We start from the raw sequence: 20,319 nt of genomic DNA on the forward strand, positions 1-20,319 counted from the left end.
ATGTCCGAAGATCGGTACATCAGCATAACGGCCCTGACGCGCTATTTAAAAAGAAAGTTAGAATCAGATCGGCATTTGCAAGACGTTTGGCTCCGCGGAGAAATTTCTAACTTTAAAGTCCATTCTAGAGGTCATATGTATTTGACGTTAAAGGATAATGGGGCAAGGATTCAGTCAGTCATGTTTGCTGGGTATAACAAAAATTTGCTTTTTGAACCTGAAGATGGCATGAAAGTTCTTGTCAGAGGTGAGATTGCTGTATACGAGCCTTATGGACAATACCAGTTATATATTAAGGATATGCAGCAAGATGGAGTTGGAAGACTTCATCTTGCTTTTGAAGCACTGAAGAAAAAACTTGAAGCTCAAGGCTTTTTTTCACCCCTTCAAAAGAAGGCACTGCCACAAGTTCCTTATGAGGTTGGTGTTATTACTTCGCCTACAGGCGCTGCGGTCCGTGATATTTATACAACTTTAAAGAGACGCTTTCCTGCTGTTAGAATTACACTATTTCCAGTTCTGGTACAAGGTGACTCAGCTTCAAAGTCAATTGTTCAAGCTATAAAACAAGCCAATAAAGAGACTTATCTTGATGTCCTCATTGTAGGTCGGGGCGGAGGCTCAATCGAGGATCTTTGGCCATTTAATGAAGAAATTGTCGCACAAGCCATATATGAATCTAAATTGCCAATCATATCGGCTGTTGGCCATGAGACGGATTTTACCATTAGTGACTTTGTTGCAGATCTGAGAGCGGCTACCCCCACAGCTGCTGCAGAACTTGCTGTACCTAATCATAAAGAATTAAAGGCACGTATAATGGATCAATCCAATCGATTATACTATTTAGTGAAACAAAAGGTTAATCGTGCAGAAGAACGTTTAGACCGTTTAAAGAGGGCCTATGCATTTAAATATCCTTCACAGCTCTTACGTCAAAAGGAGCAGGAATTGGATATGGCTATATCACAGTTAACAAAAGCGATAGAGCGTAAATACCAATCAAGCGTCGACCAGAGTCAACATGTTCATGCACTATTGTTAAAACATGATCCGAAAAGTGTTGTTGATCAATCTAAAAAAACGGCGAGTGCTCTGCAAGCCCGTTTGCAACGATCTATTCAACTCCGTTATCAAGAAAAAACATCGGCGTATAAACATGTTGTAGGACAACTCCATGCACTTAGCCCTTTGCAGATTATGGCTAGAGGTTATTCGCTATCCTACACGGAGCAAGGGAATCTAATCAAATCTGTAAAAGATGTTCAACCCGGAGATCCATTGAAGGTAAAATTGACTGATGGCTCGATAGATTGTCAAATTTGGGGGATTGAGGAGGGAAAAATAGATGAGTGAGGTTAATGAAGAAAAAACAGCACCTCAAGAATCGACTATTCTAAGTTTTGAGGAAGGAATGGCGAAATTAGAAACCATTGTTACACGTTTAGAAGAAAACGATGTCCCTTTAGAAAAAGCCATTGATCTTTTTCAAGAAGGGGTTGAATTGTCTAAACAATGTCAGGAACGTTTAAAAAAAGTTGAACAAAAAATGGATCAACTAATTGAACAGAATGGAGAAGTTAAGACATTCTCAATCCAGGAGGACGACGGGTTGTGACAGACAATTTAATGGCTTTTTTAGGTGAGAAGAAAAAGGTCTTAGATACTCAATTAACAAAAGCTATTGAGAAACTTCATGCGCCTCAGAAATTAAAAGAGGCGATGAACTACTCACTTTCAGCTGGCGGGAAAAGGCTTCGTCCGATTCTTCTCCTTTCAACAATTGAAGCGATAGGGGAGCAAGAGAGTTTAGGCATGGGTACAGCCATAGCACTTGAGATGATCCATACTTATTCTTTAATTCATGATGATTTGCCAGCTATGGATAATGATGATTTAAGACGAGGAAGACCAACCAACCATAAAGTTTTTGGAGAAGCCACAGCTATCTTAGCAGGAGATGCGTTATTAACTTATGCTTTTGAATGCTTAATCATGAATTCAGAGCAACTTTCTGAAACATTGAAGCTTAACCTTACGAGTAAACTAGCTAGAGCAGCGGGTCCTGAAGGAATGGTTGGTGGACAACAAGAGGATCTAAACGCGGAAGGTAAGGAACTTTCTATAGATCAACTGAAAGCCATACACCATTTAAAAACCGGACGTTTATTGACATTTGCAATTGAAGCAGGAGCTTTAATTGGTGGGGCAAGTACAAAAGAATTGAATGAACTCAAGCGATTTGCTGAACACCTTGGCCTTGCCTTTCAAATTCGTGATGACATTCTTGACATTGAAGGTACTGAAGATGAAATTGGAAAGCCTGTTGGAAGTGATGAAGCAAATAATAAGAGTACGTATCCAAAACTTCTAAGCTTACAAGGTGCTAAAGATACGTTAAATGATCACATTGATCAAGCACTGACTATTCTTGAATCATTAAATCTCAAATCTTCTCGTCTGAAACAACTGACTCATTATATTTTAGATAGAACAAACTAGTGAAACTAAAAAAGGGAGATCTTTCCCCCTGATTATCAGTAAACCAATCATGTGATACGGCTGGTCATCCGTACTATAATGTTGTTCAACTTTTTTCTTAACGTTAGGTGTAAGAAAATACTGCCTCAAAGAGCTAAGGACAAACATTATTGAAGTTTCACATATTTCTAAATCATGCCTATATAGCCATGTTCATTGAGTCAATGGTTAGGATATGTTATAATCATAGTTGTAAAAATGGGTGGTGCAGTATTCTAGTCATGCGACTATATCTGAGGGCGGGGCTAAAAATCCGCCAAAGGGCACATCGATGAAGTTCCTGGTTTCGGCTTAGGGCGCCCAGCCTTGGGTCGTTTCTGGGAGTAAAGAACGTAGGGCGATCCGCAACGGCATGTGGGCGATGACCCTGCGTTCGTGGAGACGCATATAGTTTATATGTGGGAAAACCTGCTAATGACCCTCACCTCAATTGACTGAGTGGGTCCATAGCAGCGTAGCCTGCCTTGAGTGGGGGCCGAGGGGATTATAACAGTTAAGTAGTTTAACATTTGTTTGGCCGACAGTTGACTACTATGTTATATGAAATCGACTCTGCAAAAGAGGATAGGATATGGCTATCAGCGTGTTTGAGGAAAACTCCTAGACTGTTGTAATCACATTTAAAAAGGATTATAGTGCGGACTAAGTGGTGATCCAGTTTAACGATTGGTGACAACGTTAGTAAGGTTTTAAATGGGAACGGCTAGAACGGCGACGCTCTAGTAACCTTACGGGAAAACCTACTGGACCTAAGCCGCAACGTTTACTTTTTAAATGACCATCCAATTTACATATGTTATTAAATTCGACTTGTTCAAAAGTCGTCTATTTATTTTAAGTGGTTATCATTTAGAAAGAGCCATCATTTACGTTATAAAAAGTATAAAAGTAACATCGTTTTTGAACTCTTCTTTTAACTTGATCTGCTTACTTCATAATAGTCAGTCACCTATTTGAACATGAACACTAATTAGGGGATAAATATGAAAGTTGATATAAAAAAGTCGTTGAAATTTTCATCAAGTATTGCCGTTATCACCCTGGTGTTAGCGGCTATTTTTACAATTGTATCTAACGCGCTACTAAGCGGCGTTAATGCTATCGTTGGTACACTTATTGTTTTGGGAATTGTCCTAATTGGTATTGCTTTTGATATCGTAGGTGTCGCTTCCACAGCCGCAAAAGAAATCCCCTTACATGCCATGGCATCTGAACGTGTACATGGTGCTAAACATGCTGTTTATATCGCAAGAAATGCTGACCGTGTGTCAACATTTTGTAATGATGTGATTGGCGATATTTCGGGTATAGTAAGTGGGACAGCTTCTGCTATTGTTGTCATTGAAATGGTCTCCCATTTTGTTTCACATGAAGATGGGAGTGGCTTACAAAATGTCATTTCAGTTTTATTCACAAGTGTTGTTGCAGGCATTACTGTTTTTGGGAAAGCCTTAGCTAAAACTTATGCGATTAGCCATGCAACAAAGATTGTTTTTCGTGTGGGTATATTATGTTATATAATTGAAGAGCAACTACATATTCCCATCTTGAAACATAAACGCAAAAACAAAAATGGTCTTAATAATAAAGCCGAAAAGGCCAAATAAGGTGAGTGAGTTCGGGTGGATTTAACGTCGATTAAAGATCCTATATTTCTAAAAGATATGACGATACCAGAATTAGAGCAGCTTGCTCAAGAAATACGACAATTTTTAATTGAACAATTATCAGTGACAGGTGGGCATTTAGCTCCCAACTTAGGTGTGGTTGAGCTCACTCTTGCATTGCATAAAGTTTTCAATAGTCCAAAAGATAAATTGATTTGGGATGTTGGTCATCAATCTTATGTACATAAGATTTTAACGGGTCGTACAGCACAGTTTGACACGTTAAGGCAATATAAAGGCCTAAGTGGATTTCCAAAAAGAAATGAAAGCGAACATGATGTTTGGGAAACAGGTCATAGTTCAACGTCATTATCTGCGGCAATGGGAATGGCCATAGCTAGAGATTTGAAAAAAGAGAATGATTTCATTATTCCTATTATTGGAGACGGTGCATTAACGGGCGGGATGGCTCTCGAGGCATTAAATCATATCGGTCACGAGAAAAAAGATATGATCATCATCTTGAATGATAATGAAATGTCGATAGCGCCTAATGTAGGAGCTCTTCATAATATGCTTGGCCGTATTCGAACAGCTGGAAAGTATCGGAAAGCGAAAGAAGATATCGAGTATTTAATGAAGAAGATCCCGACATTCGGCAATCGGATTGCAACGATCGCCGAACGAATGAAAGATCGATTAAAGTATCTACTCGTATCTGGACTCTTTTTTGAGGAATTGGGTATTACGTATCTTGGCCCGGTTGATGGCCATAATATGACTGCTTTAATGGAAAATATGTCTTATGCGAAAAAACGAAAAGGCCCTGTATTAATTCATGTACTCACTCAAAAAGGGAAAGGTTATAAACCTGCTGAGTCAGACGTCATTGGCACTTGGCACGGAACCGGCCCATATAAAATTGAGTCTGGAGATTTTATTAAACCAGTTGAGGCTCCGCCTTCATACAGTGGCGTTGTTTGCGACACACTTCAAAAGTTGGCGAGAAAAGATGATCGTATTGTCGTTGTTTCTCCGGCGATGGTAGTTGGATCCAAACTCGTTCCTTTTGCAAAAGAATTTCCGGATCGATTGTTTGATGTAGGAATTGCTGAGCAACATGCAGCTACTGTTGCCGCCGGACTTGCGACACAAGGAATGAAACCCGTACTTTCAATTTATTCGACATTCATGCAACGTGCCTATGATCAAATTGTTCATGATATTTGCAGACAAAAACTAAATGTTGTACTTGCTGTAGACCGAGCGGGTTTAGTCGGTGCTGATGGTGAAACACATCAAGGTGTTTTTGATGTGAACTTTCTTCGAAGCTTACCAAACATTGTCATTATGATGGGAAAAGATGAAAATGAATGTCAAAATTTAATATACACAGCGATGCAGTATCATGATGGCCCGATAGCGATTCGTTATCCACGTGGCAATGGTTATGGTGTTCCAATGGATCAAACATTAAAAGAGATTCCTTTAGGATCATGGGAAGTCGTTAAAGATGGAACTGATCTTGCCATTCTTTCCTTCGGTCCACTACTACATGATGCATTAGATGCCGCAAGACAATTGAAATTAGAAGGTATCCACGCTAAGGTGATTAATGCTCGTTCTATTAAACCGTTAGATCGGGATATGTTAGAGGATTTATCTGAACAGAACATTCCTATATTAACGGTAGAAGAATGTGCCTTAGAAGGTGGTTTTGGTAGCAGTGTCCTTGAATACTTACATGATCAGGGAAATCACGATCATTTAGTTGACCGAATGGGAATTCCAGATCGTTTTATTGAACATGGTAGTGTCAAAGAACTCTTGCATGAGATTGGATTGACACCAGAACATATCTATTTACGTGCAAAACATCTTTTATCAAAACATCACTCGCCGACACGCAGGCAGAGAGCTTAATAAAGGAGCAACGATGAAAGAACGTGTAGATGTCTTATTAGTGAAAAAAGGATTATTTGACTCAAGAGAAAAAGCTCAACGTGCTGTCATGGCAGGCATGGTTTATTCAGAAAATCAACGAATGGATAAACCAGGAAGTAAAATAGATAGCGAAACGGAGCTTCATATTAAGGGAAAGGTGCTTCCATATGTCGGTCGAGGTGGACTTAAATTGGAGAAAGCGTTAAAAGTCTTCCCTATTTCGGTAAAAGATAAAATCATGTTAGATATAGGGGCATCGACAGGAGGATTTACGGATTGTGCCCTTCAAAATGGTGCAAAACAGGTGTACGCTTTAGACGTTGGATATAATCAGCTAGCCTGGAAGCTAAGGCAAGATGAACGAGTTGTTGTCATGGAAAGGACAAACTTTCGTTATTGCACTCGAGATGATTTTGATAAGGGTATACCAGAGTTTGCTACCATTGATGTATCATTTATCTCGTTAACGAAAATATTACCGACTCTTTCGACAATCTTGAATGAAAATGGTGATGTTGTCGCCTTGATAAAACCACAATTCGAAGCAGGTAAAGAAGATATTGGAAAGAAAGGGATTGTTAGAGATTCCAGAATTCATAAATCTGTCTTAAAAGACATTTTATCTTTTAGTGAATCTCTAGGATATCGCGTTGAGCAGGTTAGTTTCTCACCTATCACAGGTGGTGATGGCAATATTGAATTTTTATCTCATCTCATTTGGAATCCTAAACAAGTCGTTAAAATGGAAAATATGGAAGAGGTTATAAACCAAGTCGTCACTCAAGCCCATGAAGAACTAAAAAAATAACAAATGATTAAACGACTTTTCCTTTTTATGGGAGAAGTTTTTTTATGGTAAAAAAACATATGTTCGATCTATCATGATAAAAACGTTGACGATTTTGTCCTTTCATACTAAAATAAGAACAAAGGTTCGTTATCATTGGAGGGCATTATGTTATTAGAATTACATATAGAAAACTTTGCAATCATTGAGAAATTGGTCGTTTCTTTTGAAGAGGGCTTAACGGTTTTTACGGGTGAGACAGGAGCAGGTAAATCGATTATTATTGATGCCATTGGTTTATTAGCTGGTGGAAGAGGTTCTTCAGAATATGTACGCCATGGGACTAAAAAAGCTGAAATTGAGGCTTTATTCGAAATCGATGCCGACCATGTTGTTTTATCCACATTAGAACAACTTGGTATTGATCCGAATGATCATATGCTTATTCTAAATAGGCAAATATCTAACCAAGGTAAAAGTATTTGCCGTGTGAATGGAAAACTGGTGACTCTTTCGAACTTAAAAGACATCGGACATAAATTAATCGACATCCATGGACAACACGAACATCAATCATTATTAAATCAAGACCGTCATATGGCTTTGTTAGATCAATTTGGTGGATCCAAATTAGCTAAAGTTAAATCTGATTACCAACTGCTTTATAGACATGTTTCAGAGTTATATAAAGAAATGATGAAATTCAATCAGGATGAACAAAAATTAGCTCAGCGATTAGACTTATTAACGTATCAAATCAATGAGATTAATGATGCAAAACTTCAAATTGGTGAAGAGGAGGCCTTAATTGAAGAAAAAAGAAAATTGATGAATTATGAAAAGGTTTTTCAAGCTCTTCAAAGTAGTTACGAATCATTAAATGGAGAACAAAAAGCACTAGATTGGTTAAGACAGACCATGAATCATCTTGAAACCATTCAATCACTTGATCAGGATCTTCACCGATTTTATGAGGCTGTATCCAATAGTTATTATCTTTTGGAAGAAAATGCGTCGTCACTCAGGGATTATTTTGATCAAATGGAATATCAACCAGAACGATTAAATCAAATTGAAGCTAGACTGAATGAAATTCATTTATTAAAGCGAAAATATGGGCAAAATATTCACGAAATATTAGCTTATTATACCCGCATTAAACAAGAATGGGAAGATCTTTCAAACCATGACCATAAAATGGAAGAGTTAACAAAGGATTTTAATGACCATCTTCTGCAATTAAGTGATAAAGGAAACATATTAACTAAATACCGTAAACGAACGGCTAATCAGCTAAATAAAGCCATTAATCGAGAATTAAAAGATCTTTACATGGAAAATGCGACTTTTGAGGTCTTAATTGAGCAGCCGTTACGTTTAGAAAATTTTTCTGATTTTCAAAAAGACGGCATAGATAAAGTCACGTTTCTCATTACAACCAACCCTGGAGAACCGCTGAAGCCTTTGGCTAAAGTCGCTTCAGGTGGCGAATTATCTCGTGTTATGCTTGCCATTAAATCTAATTTTAAAGAGGTCATGGGAGTCACTTCTATCATTTTTGATGAAGTGGATACGGGAGTAAGTGGCCGTGTTGCCCAAGCCATGGCTGAAAAAATTTATCAACTTTCAAAAGCATCCCAAGTGTTCTGTATCACCCACTTACCACAAGTCGCAGCGATGGCAGATCATCATCTTTATATTTCAAAGGATGTTTCCCATAATAAAAGAACGAAAACGCAAGTTCATTCATTAGATCAAGAACAAAAAGTCCGTGAAATTGGCAGAATGATTTCTGGAGTCGAGATGACAGATTTGACAAAACAGCATGCAGAGGAACTGTTATCTCTCGCAAGCCAGATGAAGAACCTTTAATTAAACATTTTTCGGGAACTTTTGTTAGTAATAATTCTTCTCTTCTCAGGCAACCTTAATAAATGTCACAATGAAAAAAATTAAGGTGTGGGTTAGGAGCGAGGAGAGAAATCATGAATAAGTCGACATGGATTATGCGAATCGCTGGTTTTATTCTCCTTGGCTTCATATTTGGCCTAGGATGGTTTTATTCTAACGATCAAGAATTGATTAGACACGATAATCAAGTGACTATAGATGCTGTTTCAACGACCAATCATGTTAGGTTTAATAAACAATCGAATGTTTTACCAATGGTTGGTGACTTCTCACAGAAAAATAATGAAATTGTTAATGCGCAGGAAAACGAGAAATCGAAAGATATATCACAAATACGTCTAATACCTGGTGGAGAATCTATAGGGGTAAAATTAAATACATTAGGTGTCTTAGTCGTTGGATATCACCTTGTCGATAGTGAAAATGGTGAAAAATCACCAGGAGAGAAAGCCGATATTCGTGTAGGCGATATTATTACAAAAATAAATGGGAAAAAAATGAAAAATATCATCGATGTACAGAATACAATTTCAAATTTAAACAGGGAGCAAAAATTAAACTTAAGTGTTATTAGACAAAATAAGCATTTAGTTAAAACATTAAAGCCTGTTCAAGATAAAATGGATCATCGATATCGGTTAGGTTTGTATATACGTGATTCAGCTTCCGGTATTGGAACCTTAACCTTCTATGAGCCGACATCTGGTAAATATGGAGCTTTAGGTCATATTATTTCCGATGTGGATACGAGACAACCGATTGTCGTTGATAAAGGTCAAATTGTTAAATCAACTGTTAACGCCATTGATAAAGGGCAAAATGGGAACCCAGGTGAAAAAATCGCATCATTTTCGGATGAACCCAGAAACATTGGAAATATATCTAAAAATACACCATTTGGAGTCTATGGGACATTAAACAAACGACTAACTAATCATATTATGGACCAAGGCTTGCCACTTGCGCTGCCTAATGAAGTTAAAGAAGGACCGGCAAAAATTCTTACTGTCCTAAAAGGAAATAAGGTTGAAGCATTTGATATAAAAATTGTTAGTTCTGTTCCGCAAAAATTCCCTGCTATTAAAGGGTTAGTTATTAAGATTACCGATCCCAGATTATTATCAAAAACAGGTGGAATTATTCAAGGAATGAGTGGTAGCCCGATTATTCAAAATAATAAGATTATTGGTGCTGTCACACATGTATTTGTAAATGATCCAACTTCGGGATACGGAGTTCATATCGAATGGATGTTACGAGAAGCCGGAATAAAATTTACAGCACAGCATCATCATAAAACATCAAAAGCCGTGAGTTGATCTCAAGGCTTTTGATGTCTTTTTTCTTCAGCATTCTATATATATTCTTTAATTCCTCCAAATATTTTTCGACATTCGACAAGTTTATGGTGTAGAATATTGTAAAATTTAAAAGAAATAAGTTGAGAAACAGAGAATACACAAAAATAGTATACATAATTAAAAAAAGATAAAAAAGGGATACATTTTTTCGTGTCGAAAACATATAGTGGGAAGAAAAGATATGAGGAGGAACGAAATTTGAAGAAAATAAAAGTTTGTTTGACTGACGATAATCAAGAACTTATAAAAATGATTCAAGAATACCTAAGGGCACAAGATGACATGGAAGTTGTAGCCACAGCCTTTAATGGTCAAGAATGTCTACAAAAAATTCGCGAGGCAAACCCAGATGTTCTGGTTTTAGATATAATTATGCCACATTTAGACGGTCTTGGCGTGCTTGAACAAATTCGATTAAATAATGATTTACCTAAACCTAATGTCATTATGCTAACAGCGTTTGGTCAAGAGGACGTCACAAAAAAAGCAGTTGATTTAGGAGCCTCTTATTTCATTTTAAAACCTTTTGATATGGAGAACCTTGTCAATAATATCCGCCTTGTTGCAGGAAAAAACGTTTCGCATTCTATAGGTCAATCATCAAATTCTCTTGTCTCATCTTCACCAAGACATAGAACGCAAAATTTAGACGCAAGTATTACGAATATCATCCATGAAATTGGTGTACCGGCACATATTAAAGGTTACATGTATTTAAGAGAAGCCATTTCAATGGTATACAATGATATTGAATTGCTAGGATCAATCACAAAAGTCCTTTATCCGGATATCGCCAAAAAATTCAAAACAACATCAAGCAGGGTCGAAAGAGCAATCCGTCATGCCATAGAAGTCGCTTGGAGTAGAGGCAATATCGAATCCATATCATCTTTATTTGGTTACACTGTCTCCATGTCCAAAGCTAAACCGACAAACTCCGAGTTCATCGCCATGGTGGCAGATAAGCTTAGGATAGAAAATAAAGCGGGATAAGGACTTATGAAGTTAAGTGTATCAATGGGTTTGGGAGTTTGGAATAAATTAACTCTTACACGAATAAGGCGATAAATACCGTTTTTAATGCGATAAATTTAAATATAGTGTGGTATGTATGACCACCCTTCTTTGGTTCATTCCAAGAAGGGTGGTTTTTTATGTTTTATGGATAATTCAATGATTTTTTTAGATAAATTTATGCTTTATTGCACAAGTAAAAATTTATCTGTCAAAACAATGCGAAGTTACGATCAAACCATTCGATTATTTTTGCGTTACATGAAAGAAGAAAAATCTGTTAATGACGTCAAAAAGATCAAAACAGATGACATAAAGGAATATATCAACTTTGTTCGAGAACGTGGCAAGTATACGGTTTTTAGCGACCCTAATACAGTAAAAACTAATCGACCATATAACCGTCAAGATTATCAGAAAAAAGTAAGCGAAACAACACTAGCCAATTATGTTCGCAATATTAAAGTATTTTTTAATTTTTTGTTTTCTGAAAGAGAAATTAAGAAAAATCCAGTTGATGGTATTCCTAATATTAAACCACAAAGGAAAATGAAGCCATTATTAACTGAAAATGAGTTACACATGTTGTTTCGTGCCTTCGATACATCTACATTTCATGGTTATCGAGATTGGATAATCACTCGTTTAATTCTTGATACTGGATGTCGTGTTGGAGAGTGTTTATCAATCATGCTGACGGACATTAACCTAAAAAATAATGCTATTTTATTACGATATACAAAAAACAAAAAGGAACGTTATGTATATTTCAGTTTTAAGATGGGGCGTAATTTAAAAAGTTGGATGCAATATATGGAAAGATATTCCGATGGACATTATTTATTTCCATCTATTAGGGGAAACAAGATGGATATTCGAAATTATGAAACATCTTTAAGGAAAGCGGGGGAAAGTGTGGGGTTAAAAGTTGCTCCTCACCAACTAAGAAATAATTTTGCTAAATATTACCTTTTAAATGGCGGTGATTTTGCAACGCTTTCACGCTTGCTCGGACATTCGTCTATTGAAGTAACAAAAAATGCATATCTGGATTTTACAGATAAAGAAATCGGTAAAAAGTATCAGCAACATAGCCCATTAAACAATTTAGATATTTAAAAAAGGGATAAAAGGAGAAACCAATATGATCGAAAATTTAGCCGAATCACTTAAACAAACACTGTCTATCATTGATGGTTGGACAATAGGACGCCTTGTTGTGGTTGATGATAAAGCATATCTCGACTTAGATTGTGGTGAGAGTGTCACGCTTAATGACTCTTTTTACATTCAAGTACGACACGATAATGGCTATCATGCTATCACAGTTAATCAAACCATCAATACTAAGGATTCTTTTGGATGGTGTCTGTTTGCAGGATTAGACGCACGTATCAAATGTAAAAAGGTGGCTTAATAAAGGCATGAAAAAAGGACTAGAGGTGTAAGCGCACCTTCTAGCCCCAAAATAAGCATAATTAACCAGTAATTTTATTATACATCAATTTCAAAAAAATGAAAAGGGTGTATGCTTATTTAGTCATGCCTATTTAACCGAACAAGCGTTCTTAAATAGGAGATAATGAAGATGAGAAAACATACGATAATCGAACACGATACATTTAAAAAAATAATATCATTCAATCCCATTGTAGATGACAACGAGCATGAAAAACGCAACGCATTAAAAATGGATATGCTTAATTCCATCATTAATGCCATAGGATTCGACAAATGGCAACGAATGAAACAAGAAACTAAATCCGCACTCGAGTATTTGTGTTTTTTATCTATTGAACGTGGATTTGTATGGTGTAGCCCAGAACACACAGGAGAGCGCTACAACGTTAATTCAGCAACAGTTAGACGTTATGTATCCTTCCTACAAAAACATGGCGTAGTAAGCCGTCTATGGCGTTCAAGCACTAAGCATAATGGGCGTGGTTGTATGGTCGTATTCTTTCATGTTCATCCTTACTTCGAGAAATATTGGGAAAATCAACTTTTTTTAGATACTAAAATCAATTCAAATGTAAAAGCAGAAACTAGCGACAAACCTAGTAATATCAACGAAAATGATAGTTTTCCAGATTCTACCTCAAGCAAACCAGATATTAAAGATTTAAAAAATAAAAAAACGTATACTAAGGGATTTATTAGCGACAATGTCAATCGTGATTTTGTTGATCTCTATTCACAATATTTCCCATTAGATGGAAAAATATACGAGTATTACAAGGCAATTAAACAAATTGCATATAAAAATTGTCGTGAGAATGAAATGGGTACAGTTTGGGACGTTGCTACACACTCATTTAAACAACTCATAGGAAAAGTGAAGCATGGATGGAATATTAACAGACCAATTAAAAAACCAGTGGCTTACTTTGTGTCGATTTTAAAAGCAAAATTTGATGAATTATACTTTAGTGAGTTAGATCAAATGGACATACAAGCAAAATGTGATGATCTATTTAAGCCGTTGTTTTAATAAGTCCAAAGTTGAAAGGGTTGAATGGGCAAAAAGGTTGGAGCAAATTGAAAGGGTGAAGGCAAAGGAAAGACAGGGGTATTTTGACCTCACACAATCGCCATATAACAACGATATTTAATTTTAGGTGTAATTGGTCTATGAGTATGTAAAATCGCTATGTGGCTAAATATGGGTGTACGGAATTTAGTGTTCCGAAATATGGAAGGAAAAGACCCCAAAAAAGGGGTTGACGTTATTCTAAATACATGTTATATTTAAGTGTGGGTAAAAAAATCATTGGAGTGACCCATCTTAACATTACTACCCTAGTATAAAGGAGTTGATATATGGTTGTCAAGGGGTAGGGTGATAAAAAATAAAAAAAGGGAGAAGAAAATGCATGGTAGAAAAACAAAACAGTGTAAATTTTAAAGAGATTATTCAACAAATGGGGAATGGGGAAAATGAAGCATTTTCGTTGTTGTATGTGTATCATGATAAACCTGTTAAATTTGTGCAAAGGGATTATTACACAAATGAAGTACAAGGTAATAGTTATTTACAACGAGATTTTGAGTTTACGGTGGCAGCGGTCAATCGTAAATATCACTATTGTTTAAAATACTTTAAAACTAAACTAGATCGGCAAGACATCAACGAATTGTTTATCAATGGATTGTATGAATTTGTCTCCATCCAAATAGATAACAATGAATTAGAGGATAAAACAAACGGTCAATTACTTAAATGGTTTAACATTTTTATCGAAAAATACATATTGAAACACATTGAAAACATATACGGTAAAGTCAAAAAAAATAAAGAAACTGGCGAATTAACAAAAGAAATCACATTAATGAGTGATGCTTTAAGTTACAAGCAATATGAGTATGATGGTATCGAGCCGTATGGTTGTTACTCTAAAAAGTCATTCGAGGAATGGGTTAAGGAAGAATACTCCATCGGTTTTGGAAAATTTATTGAGCAAGTCATTGACGACAAAGAGATTAAAGAGTTGCTTACACCGTTGCAATACAAGGTTTATTGTAAATTGGTTGATAAATATTCAATTGACAATCAAAAACAATATGGTTACTCGCATATTGCAAGAGAATTAGGCATATCAGAATCAAGAGTAAGACAAATTGAGAATGAGGATATAGCAACAAAAATACATAAATTATATGACCTTTGGAAAGCAACTAAATGTCCAAAAGACACACCGTTATCACATGAGATAAGAGATTTCTTTAAGATGTATAACAACATGATAGAATATTCGGATGATTTAGATTTGAAATTTAACATGATTATATCTTGGTTAAAGATGATGATTAGCAAAATCAAAGAACAAAATTCATTCGAGTGGTTTCAAAAAAACAAACCAGAAAAAGGATTGAATATCATTGATCTGATTAGTGATAACTCGGAATTTAGTGAAATCATACATAACTTAAACAATAAATTGCATAGTAAAACATACATAAAATTAATAAAAATACTTAACGATGAAGAAATTGAAATAAGAAAAGAAACAAAAGAAACTATTGTCAAAAAGGTTGAAGGCATTTTATTTACCTACCTCCAAACTCTCGACAAAGATGTTAAACGTGTTAAAAAGTATGTAGCCACATACTCAAAAAATCAAAAATCCATTGATTATAGTAACAAAAAAGATTTAGCACCACAACATTTTAATAAGAAAAATACCATTTAATTTAGTAAGTCACAAAAAAGTAAGAAAAAGGGGTACGAAAAAAATACTATATAGGTGTAAAGGATACAAATATCTTTTACACTTCTTTGTTTTTCTTCCATTTTCTCCAATAAATTCTCACCGATTTACTGATCGTTTTCTAAACGGTCGATACTTGCTATTTAATTCCTTTTCTTTTTTTATTCATGTTTAAAAACTCCTAAAATTTGTCTCAAACGTATGACAAGTGCGTTTGATTCTCTTTTTTAGCGTTTAAATTTAGGGTGTACAACTTTATTTAAGCGCTAAAACATGGGGATTAATAACTCGGCCAAGTTTATATTTTCTCATGGTCAATTCTACTATGCAAAGTGGGAACTGTGGTGAATCTCTTTTTAGCGGTTTCTGTGAAACCACAGAAGATGGAACTAAAAACCGTCAGAGCATTTCTATTCTTTGGGAGAGGGATAGAGTGCTATTTTTTTACCTTCCTATTCATTTTCGTGAATTAAAATTCCTCTTTTATCTTAATAACCTCGCTTTATTTCCTCGCTACACATACAACCAAAATACATAAAAAGGAGTGATCTATTTGGATTTTACCGAAGAGCAACAACAGGCGATTAATGAGCAATTAGAGCAAGCCAAAACACAATGGGAAACAGACGTTTTAAGCCCCTTACAGACCAAATTAGAGGATTTAAAAACCAAAGTACCCAAAGCACCATCTCAAGAAGAATTGGCCTTACAAGCCAAAGAGCAAGCGTTATTTTCCAAACAAATTAATCTTACTCTAAAAGAGAATGGATTAGGCGCTTTTGATGGTCTGATTGAAGCAAAAGACGAAAAAGACCTTGATCAAAAGGTTAAACAACTTTCTAAAGTCATTAATGAGTTAAAAATCTCTCAATCCTACATACCAAAGGATAAAGGAGATACAGACCCCTATGCTAAATTTGAAAAAAATAAAGATACCAAAGGCATGATTAATGCCAAACTATCAAAACTTTTTGGTAAATGAAGTTAAGGAAGTCCTTAACTTTTTACATAATAATACAATTTTAAAGGAGAAATGCACATATGTTTAAATCAGATACGTTCACACCATCGGAAAAAATTTCTTTATCTAGGGAAATCGCTTTAATTGGAGTGGAACAAACTCCACTCACTTCCATGTTAATGGCGCAAGGCAAACTAGAAAAAGCATTATCAACGGTCTACACTTGGAAAGAAAAAACCATTGATAGCACAGATGATTTATCAGCGGTTGAGGGTTCAGATGACCTTGTTTTGGCTGAAAGTGCCAAACGTGAATTATCTAACGTCTTGGAAATCTTTAAAAAAGGTGCTTCAATTAGCGGAACGGCTAGCGCCATGAAATCCAATCAATTTAGCGAAGAAATCAATGATCGCTTGCTTGAAGTTAAGATTAACATTGAAAACAAACTTATCAATGGTGTTAAAAATGATGGTTCAGTTTCACCGTTTAAACGTCAATTAAGTGGTTTAATTGAGTTTGCAGACGCATCTAATGCTATTGGTGGGGCAGTCACAAAACAAAATGTCAAAGATATGGCACGTAAACTTTGGGATCAAAAACTTGTGGGTGGCAATGTCTTTGCTTTTGTCAATGCTGACATCAAAGAGCAAATTGATGCCCTTTATGAAGGTAACGTAACGTACAATGCACCAGTTGACACATTTGGTGTGTTAGCACAAAACATTATCACCAACTATGGCACAATTAAATTAGTCCTTTCACGCCATGTACCGGCAGATAAAGCGGTATTTTTTAATGATGCTTACGTAGGTCTTGCTAACCTACGTGATGCTCACTTTGAGCCACTCGCTAAAACTGGCGATAGCACAAAAGGTCAGATTGTCGCAGAAACTACCCTTAAAGTTGCTTCACCAAAAGCGGTAGGCGTATTTACATTAGCATAATACATACTATCAAGTGATTCCTCAACCTAGAGGAGTCACTTTTTATTATTTTATAATCATTCACTTTTGTGAATAAAAGGAGAATCAAGTCAAATGACCACAAAGGATGATTACATTGTAAAAAGATATTTAAACAAAATCAAAATCAAAGAGATTGCTAAATACATACAATGTGACCCCTCGCTAATCTCAAAGTATGAGCATGGCAAGGCAAACATGGACAAACAAAAAATTATTAAATATAAAGAATATATAGACCAAAAGATAAGGAGTTGTAAGGATGAATAAAGGGTTTAGCCACTTCTTTTACTAGCCATATTAGTTAATTTACCAATTAATTAAAATTAGGACGAGTAAAAGGAGTGGCGTTATTTTATTATAACGCTAAATAGATTTATATTAAGTTTTATAAGTTTTATAAAAGAAGTGGGAAATTCTTGAATCCCATAAAATGAAAAAAGAATATAAAGATAAATGCCCCTCATGGGCGCAAGATACGATGTTAGAGCATTGTTTAATACTTGGTGATGATAGTGACAGTTTATTGAGTTGTAACCTATTAGAGTACATCACAGGCGGTATGTGGAGGATTAATTGGTTTTATGACTTTGAGACAATCTATTGCCACAAAAAAACTGGATTACCTAGTATTGGCGTGGATATGGCTTTTATCAAAAACATTAAAACGTTTGACAATCACGTATCAAGGATGAACAAGCGTAGCGATTACAATAAACAATGTTTAAATCCAAATTTACTGGCGGGTGTAACGCTATCCAATTACACACAAAAGTATGCCATGAGTACCCTATTACTCATCATGAGTTATTACGATGTACCCCTTCCCAAATCACAACTAGGAAAAGAGTTATTGCTATGTATAGATGTAGCATTTAAAGGTCACTATTATGATATGTTTAAAAATATCCACCATGAATGGCTAGATCGTTTGGGATATGCTGAATTGATTGATGTATTAAACGAGCGCAATCCTCAATATTTTTATAACCTCATCACCTCATATCACCTCAATGACAAGGTTTATATCCAAGATGGACAATTACATACTGATATAGATTTAAACGCCATATCAAGGCATATCGGCTTCCCTGTATGGCTTCCGAATGATACTTTTAATAAAGTGCAACGGTTTAAACGTTGCGGACAATCCAGTTGTGATGATTTACCACCAAGAGAGGATATTATATCCCTCGCCTACACCTCAAAAAAATACATATCGTATACGTATGCAAGGAGAGATTGAATTGAATAAAGAGTTTTTCTTTTGTTATGACTTCAAACTAAAAAAACATCTAGCAAACAAAAAATTTAAACACGTTACACATGCACGCAATATTAATAGTGGTCGTGAGTTTTGGTTGTATGTGATAAATAGCGAATTAAACAAAGCAATTTTAGAGTTTAAAGAAATGAAAAATCATGCCTAAAAAGGCATCTTAATAACACGATAGAAATATTATGCCCAAAATGGCATTGTGTTGTTGAAAAATCATGCCGATTATGGCATAATAAAGATACACACTATGAAATAGGTTGCCGAAAAGGGCATGATTTTTCTATGTATACAGAAGATACTTAGTATTACAGAAAATACTTACTTACATACATAGGAAATGACCTGTCGGTCGGTGAGTGTGTGGGTGTAAAATTAATTTAATCAATGAAAGAAGGAATCCGTATATGTCGATAGATGTCTCACCAAAGTTTCAATTATATAATGTTTTAGCAGAGGAAAATTCTAATTATCATCTTAATGTAGAGGAATTGTATTTATATTCTTTATTAAACACCTTGAGGACTAGGCAAAAAGTGTCAATTGCTAGTATTGATTTACTGCATGGATACTCTCCAGTTAAATTTTTTAGTCGTGATAAGGAAGCCAAACAAAGGATTAAAAAAATATTAATTTCGCTAAAAGAAAAAAAGGTTATCGACTCCCCAATCGACAACACTTTAGATAATAAGTCAGTATTTACCGTTAAATTTCCACTTGACTTAAAAGATGAATCTATTGGTAAAGGTGTTAAAGGATTCGAACAAATATTTATTCAAACATTTCTTAACATGCCTTCATTTGAAACTTTCTATGTATATTTTACCATAAAACGCTTTGATAAACTAGGTGGTTTTAGGTGTGATTTTGAGCGTTGGGGCAATATTTTAAATATAACCTCAAGAACGGCTCAAAAGAAAATAGAAAACGCTCTTCAAGAAGGATATATCTATAAAAATAGTGGAGAATATAAAGCCAAAGAAAATGGTGAGCAAAAGAAACAAGAACCCAATATCTATAAAACCACACCATTTGAAAGTAAAGAAAAAACAAGTACAACAAAGAAAAAAGAACAACCTTACAAAATGGATGATGACGTTAAAAAAATGTTAGATGAGGAAGATGGAGTGATTGAGGGCAACTGGTGGGACATGTCAGCAAATTTAACGCTTGATGACTTTGATCTCTATCTTACGACAGATAACATTAAATTAAAAATGCAAGCGGAGAAACGAATAAAAATGATTTCAAAAAGTGAAAAAGGTGAATCATTTATTAGATCAATGCTTGCACAAGCAAAGGAAAATATAGAGAAAGAAAAACGAGAAAAGGAACAAATGAAATTTAATAAACTTAATAATTATATTTTGTTGGATGATGGTAAGATGATCGAAAATAAAGATCTCACTTCCATTGACATTGATAAAATTGACACAATTTATATTAAAGACCAAGTTAATCATGCAATATACGGAAAGAAAATTTATGATAGATTTTCAATTAAGGACGTACATGGTAATTATGTTAATACAGATAAGCAAGCGATTGAATATGCAATTAACGAGTATATAAAAATTGCTAAAGAAAAAGATGTCACGCTTGAAGAATTTGACCAAATTGAAGATGATGTTTTAATGAAATTTTATAAAGATAAATCAATTCCCCAACAACAACCTAAGAAAAATTACGATAATCCATTTTAAGCCACTAAAATAAGTGGCTCTTTTTATACACAAAATACGATTCC

General features: G+C 35.2%; 19 protein-coding genes. All 19 read left to right on the top strand.

Going from position 1 to position 20,319, the window contains the following annotated elements; translation table 11 throughout:
* The 19 genes from xseA to GMB86_RS11885 all read left to right on the top strand — a co-directional run bounded on the left by xseA (position 1) and on the right by GMB86_RS11885 (position 20,275).
* Positions 1-1,356, top strand: coding sequence for an exodeoxyribonuclease VII large subunit (gene xseA / locus GMB86_RS11795; RefSeq protein WP_155220202.1), 1,356 nt, complete (start codon positions 1-3; stop codon positions 1,354-1,356).
* On the top strand, positions 1,349-1,618 hold the full coding sequence (gene xseB, locus GMB86_RS11800; RefSeq protein WP_155220204.1) for an exodeoxyribonuclease VII small subunit: 270 nt from the start codon (positions 1,349-1,351) through the stop codon (positions 1,616-1,618). The genes xseA and xseB overlap by 8 nt, the downstream gene beginning before the upstream one ends.
* A gap of 11 nt (positions 1,619-1,629) precedes the next feature.
* Positions 1,630-2,502, top strand: a complete 873-nt coding sequence (locus GMB86_RS11805) for a polyprenyl synthetase family protein (RefSeq protein WP_155220270.1) — start codon at positions 1,630-1,632, stop codon at positions 2,500-2,502.
* A gap of 1,022 nt (positions 2,503-3,524) precedes the next feature.
* The gene (locus tag GMB86_RS11810; protein WP_155220206.1) at positions 3,525-4,148 is read left to right on the top strand and encodes a hypothetical protein; all 624 of its coding nucleotides are present in this window, start codon (positions 3,525-3,527) and stop codon (positions 4,146-4,148) included.
* 15 nt (positions 4,149-4,163) lie between these two features.
* Positions 4,164-6,071 carry a 1-deoxy-D-xylulose-5-phosphate synthase gene (gene dxs / locus GMB86_RS11815; RefSeq protein WP_329602906.1) on the top strand — a complete coding sequence of 636 codons (1,908 nt, stop codon included), beginning with the start codon at positions 4,164-4,166 and terminating at the stop codon, positions 6,069-6,071.
* Positions 6,072-6,084: 13 nt separating this feature from the next.
* On the top strand, positions 6,085-6,900 hold the full coding sequence (locus tag GMB86_RS11820; protein WP_155220208.1) for a TlyA family RNA methyltransferase: 816 nt from the start codon (positions 6,085-6,087) through the stop codon (positions 6,898-6,900).
* Between the two features lie 147 nt (positions 6,901-7,047).
* Positions 7,048-8,751 (top strand): DNA repair protein RecN, encoded by a 1,704-nt coding sequence (gene recN / locus GMB86_RS11825; protein ID WP_155220210.1) that lies wholly within the window; start codon positions 7,048-7,050, stop codon positions 8,749-8,751.
* Positions 8,752-8,864: 113 nt separating this feature from the next.
* A complete protein-coding gene (gene spoIVB, locus GMB86_RS11830) occupies positions 8,865-10,109 on the top strand; it encodes a SpoIVB peptidase (RefSeq protein ID WP_155220212.1) in 1,245 nt (414 codons plus the stop codon).
* A 240-nt stretch (positions 10,110-10,349) separates the two neighbouring features.
* Positions 10,350-11,144, top strand: coding sequence for a sporulation transcription factor Spo0A (gene spo0A / locus GMB86_RS11835; RefSeq protein ID WP_155220214.1), 795 nt, complete (start codon positions 10,350-10,352; stop codon positions 11,142-11,144).
* A gap of 168 nt (positions 11,145-11,312) precedes the next feature.
* Complete coding sequence (locus GMB86_RS11840; RefSeq protein WP_155220216.1) at positions 11,313-12,284, top strand: tyrosine-type recombinase/integrase; 972 nt, start codon at positions 11,313-11,315, stop codon at positions 12,282-12,284.
* Positions 12,285-12,309: 25 nt separating this feature from the next.
* On the top strand, positions 12,310-12,582 hold the full coding sequence (locus tag GMB86_RS11845) for a hypothetical protein (RefSeq protein WP_155220218.1): 273 nt from the start codon (positions 12,310-12,312) through the stop codon (positions 12,580-12,582).
* Positions 12,583-12,753: 171 nt separating this feature from the next.
* Entirely contained in the window at positions 12,754-13,656 is a 903-nt protein-coding gene (locus tag GMB86_RS11850) for a hypothetical protein (RefSeq protein ID WP_155220220.1), read from the top strand.
* Between the two features lie 382 nt (positions 13,657-14,038).
* On the top strand, positions 14,039-15,355 hold the full coding sequence (locus GMB86_RS11855; RefSeq protein ID WP_155220222.1) for a hypothetical protein: 1,317 nt from the start codon (positions 14,039-14,041) through the stop codon (positions 15,353-15,355).
* A 571-nt stretch (positions 15,356-15,926) separates the two neighbouring features.
* Complete coding sequence (locus GMB86_RS11860; protein WP_155220224.1) at positions 15,927-16,355, top strand: hypothetical protein; 429 nt, start codon at positions 15,927-15,929, stop codon at positions 16,353-16,355.
* 59 nt (positions 16,356-16,414) lie between these two features.
* Positions 16,415-17,278, top strand: a complete 864-nt coding sequence (locus GMB86_RS11865) for an SU10 major capsid protein (RefSeq protein ID WP_155220226.1) — start codon at positions 16,415-16,417, stop codon at positions 17,276-17,278.
* A 93-nt stretch (positions 17,279-17,371) separates the two neighbouring features.
* A complete protein-coding gene (locus tag GMB86_RS11870) occupies positions 17,372-17,566 on the top strand; it encodes a helix-turn-helix domain-containing protein (RefSeq protein ID WP_155220227.1) in 195 nt (64 codons plus the stop codon).
* 163 nt (positions 17,567-17,729) lie between these two features.
* Positions 17,730-18,542, top strand: coding sequence for a hypothetical protein (locus tag GMB86_RS11875; RefSeq protein ID WP_155220229.1), 813 nt, complete (start codon positions 17,730-17,732; stop codon positions 18,540-18,542).
* Position 18,543: 1 nt separating this feature from the next.
* Positions 18,544-18,726, top strand: coding sequence for a hypothetical protein (locus tag GMB86_RS11880; RefSeq protein WP_155220231.1), 183 nt, complete (start codon positions 18,544-18,546; stop codon positions 18,724-18,726).
* Positions 18,727-18,979: 253 nt separating this feature from the next.
* Positions 18,980-20,275 carry a hypothetical protein gene (locus GMB86_RS11885; RefSeq protein ID WP_155220233.1) on the top strand — a complete coding sequence of 432 codons (1,296 nt, stop codon included), beginning with the start codon at positions 18,980-18,982 and terminating at the stop codon, positions 20,273-20,275.
* Positions 20,276-20,319: the final 44 nt, after the last annotated feature.

The organism is Terrilactibacillus tamarindi (assembly GCF_009718825.1).
In the GTDB taxonomy this organism is placed as follows: Bacteria; Bacillota; Bacilli; order Bacillales; family Sporolactobacillaceae; genus Terrilactibacillus; species Terrilactibacillus tamarindi.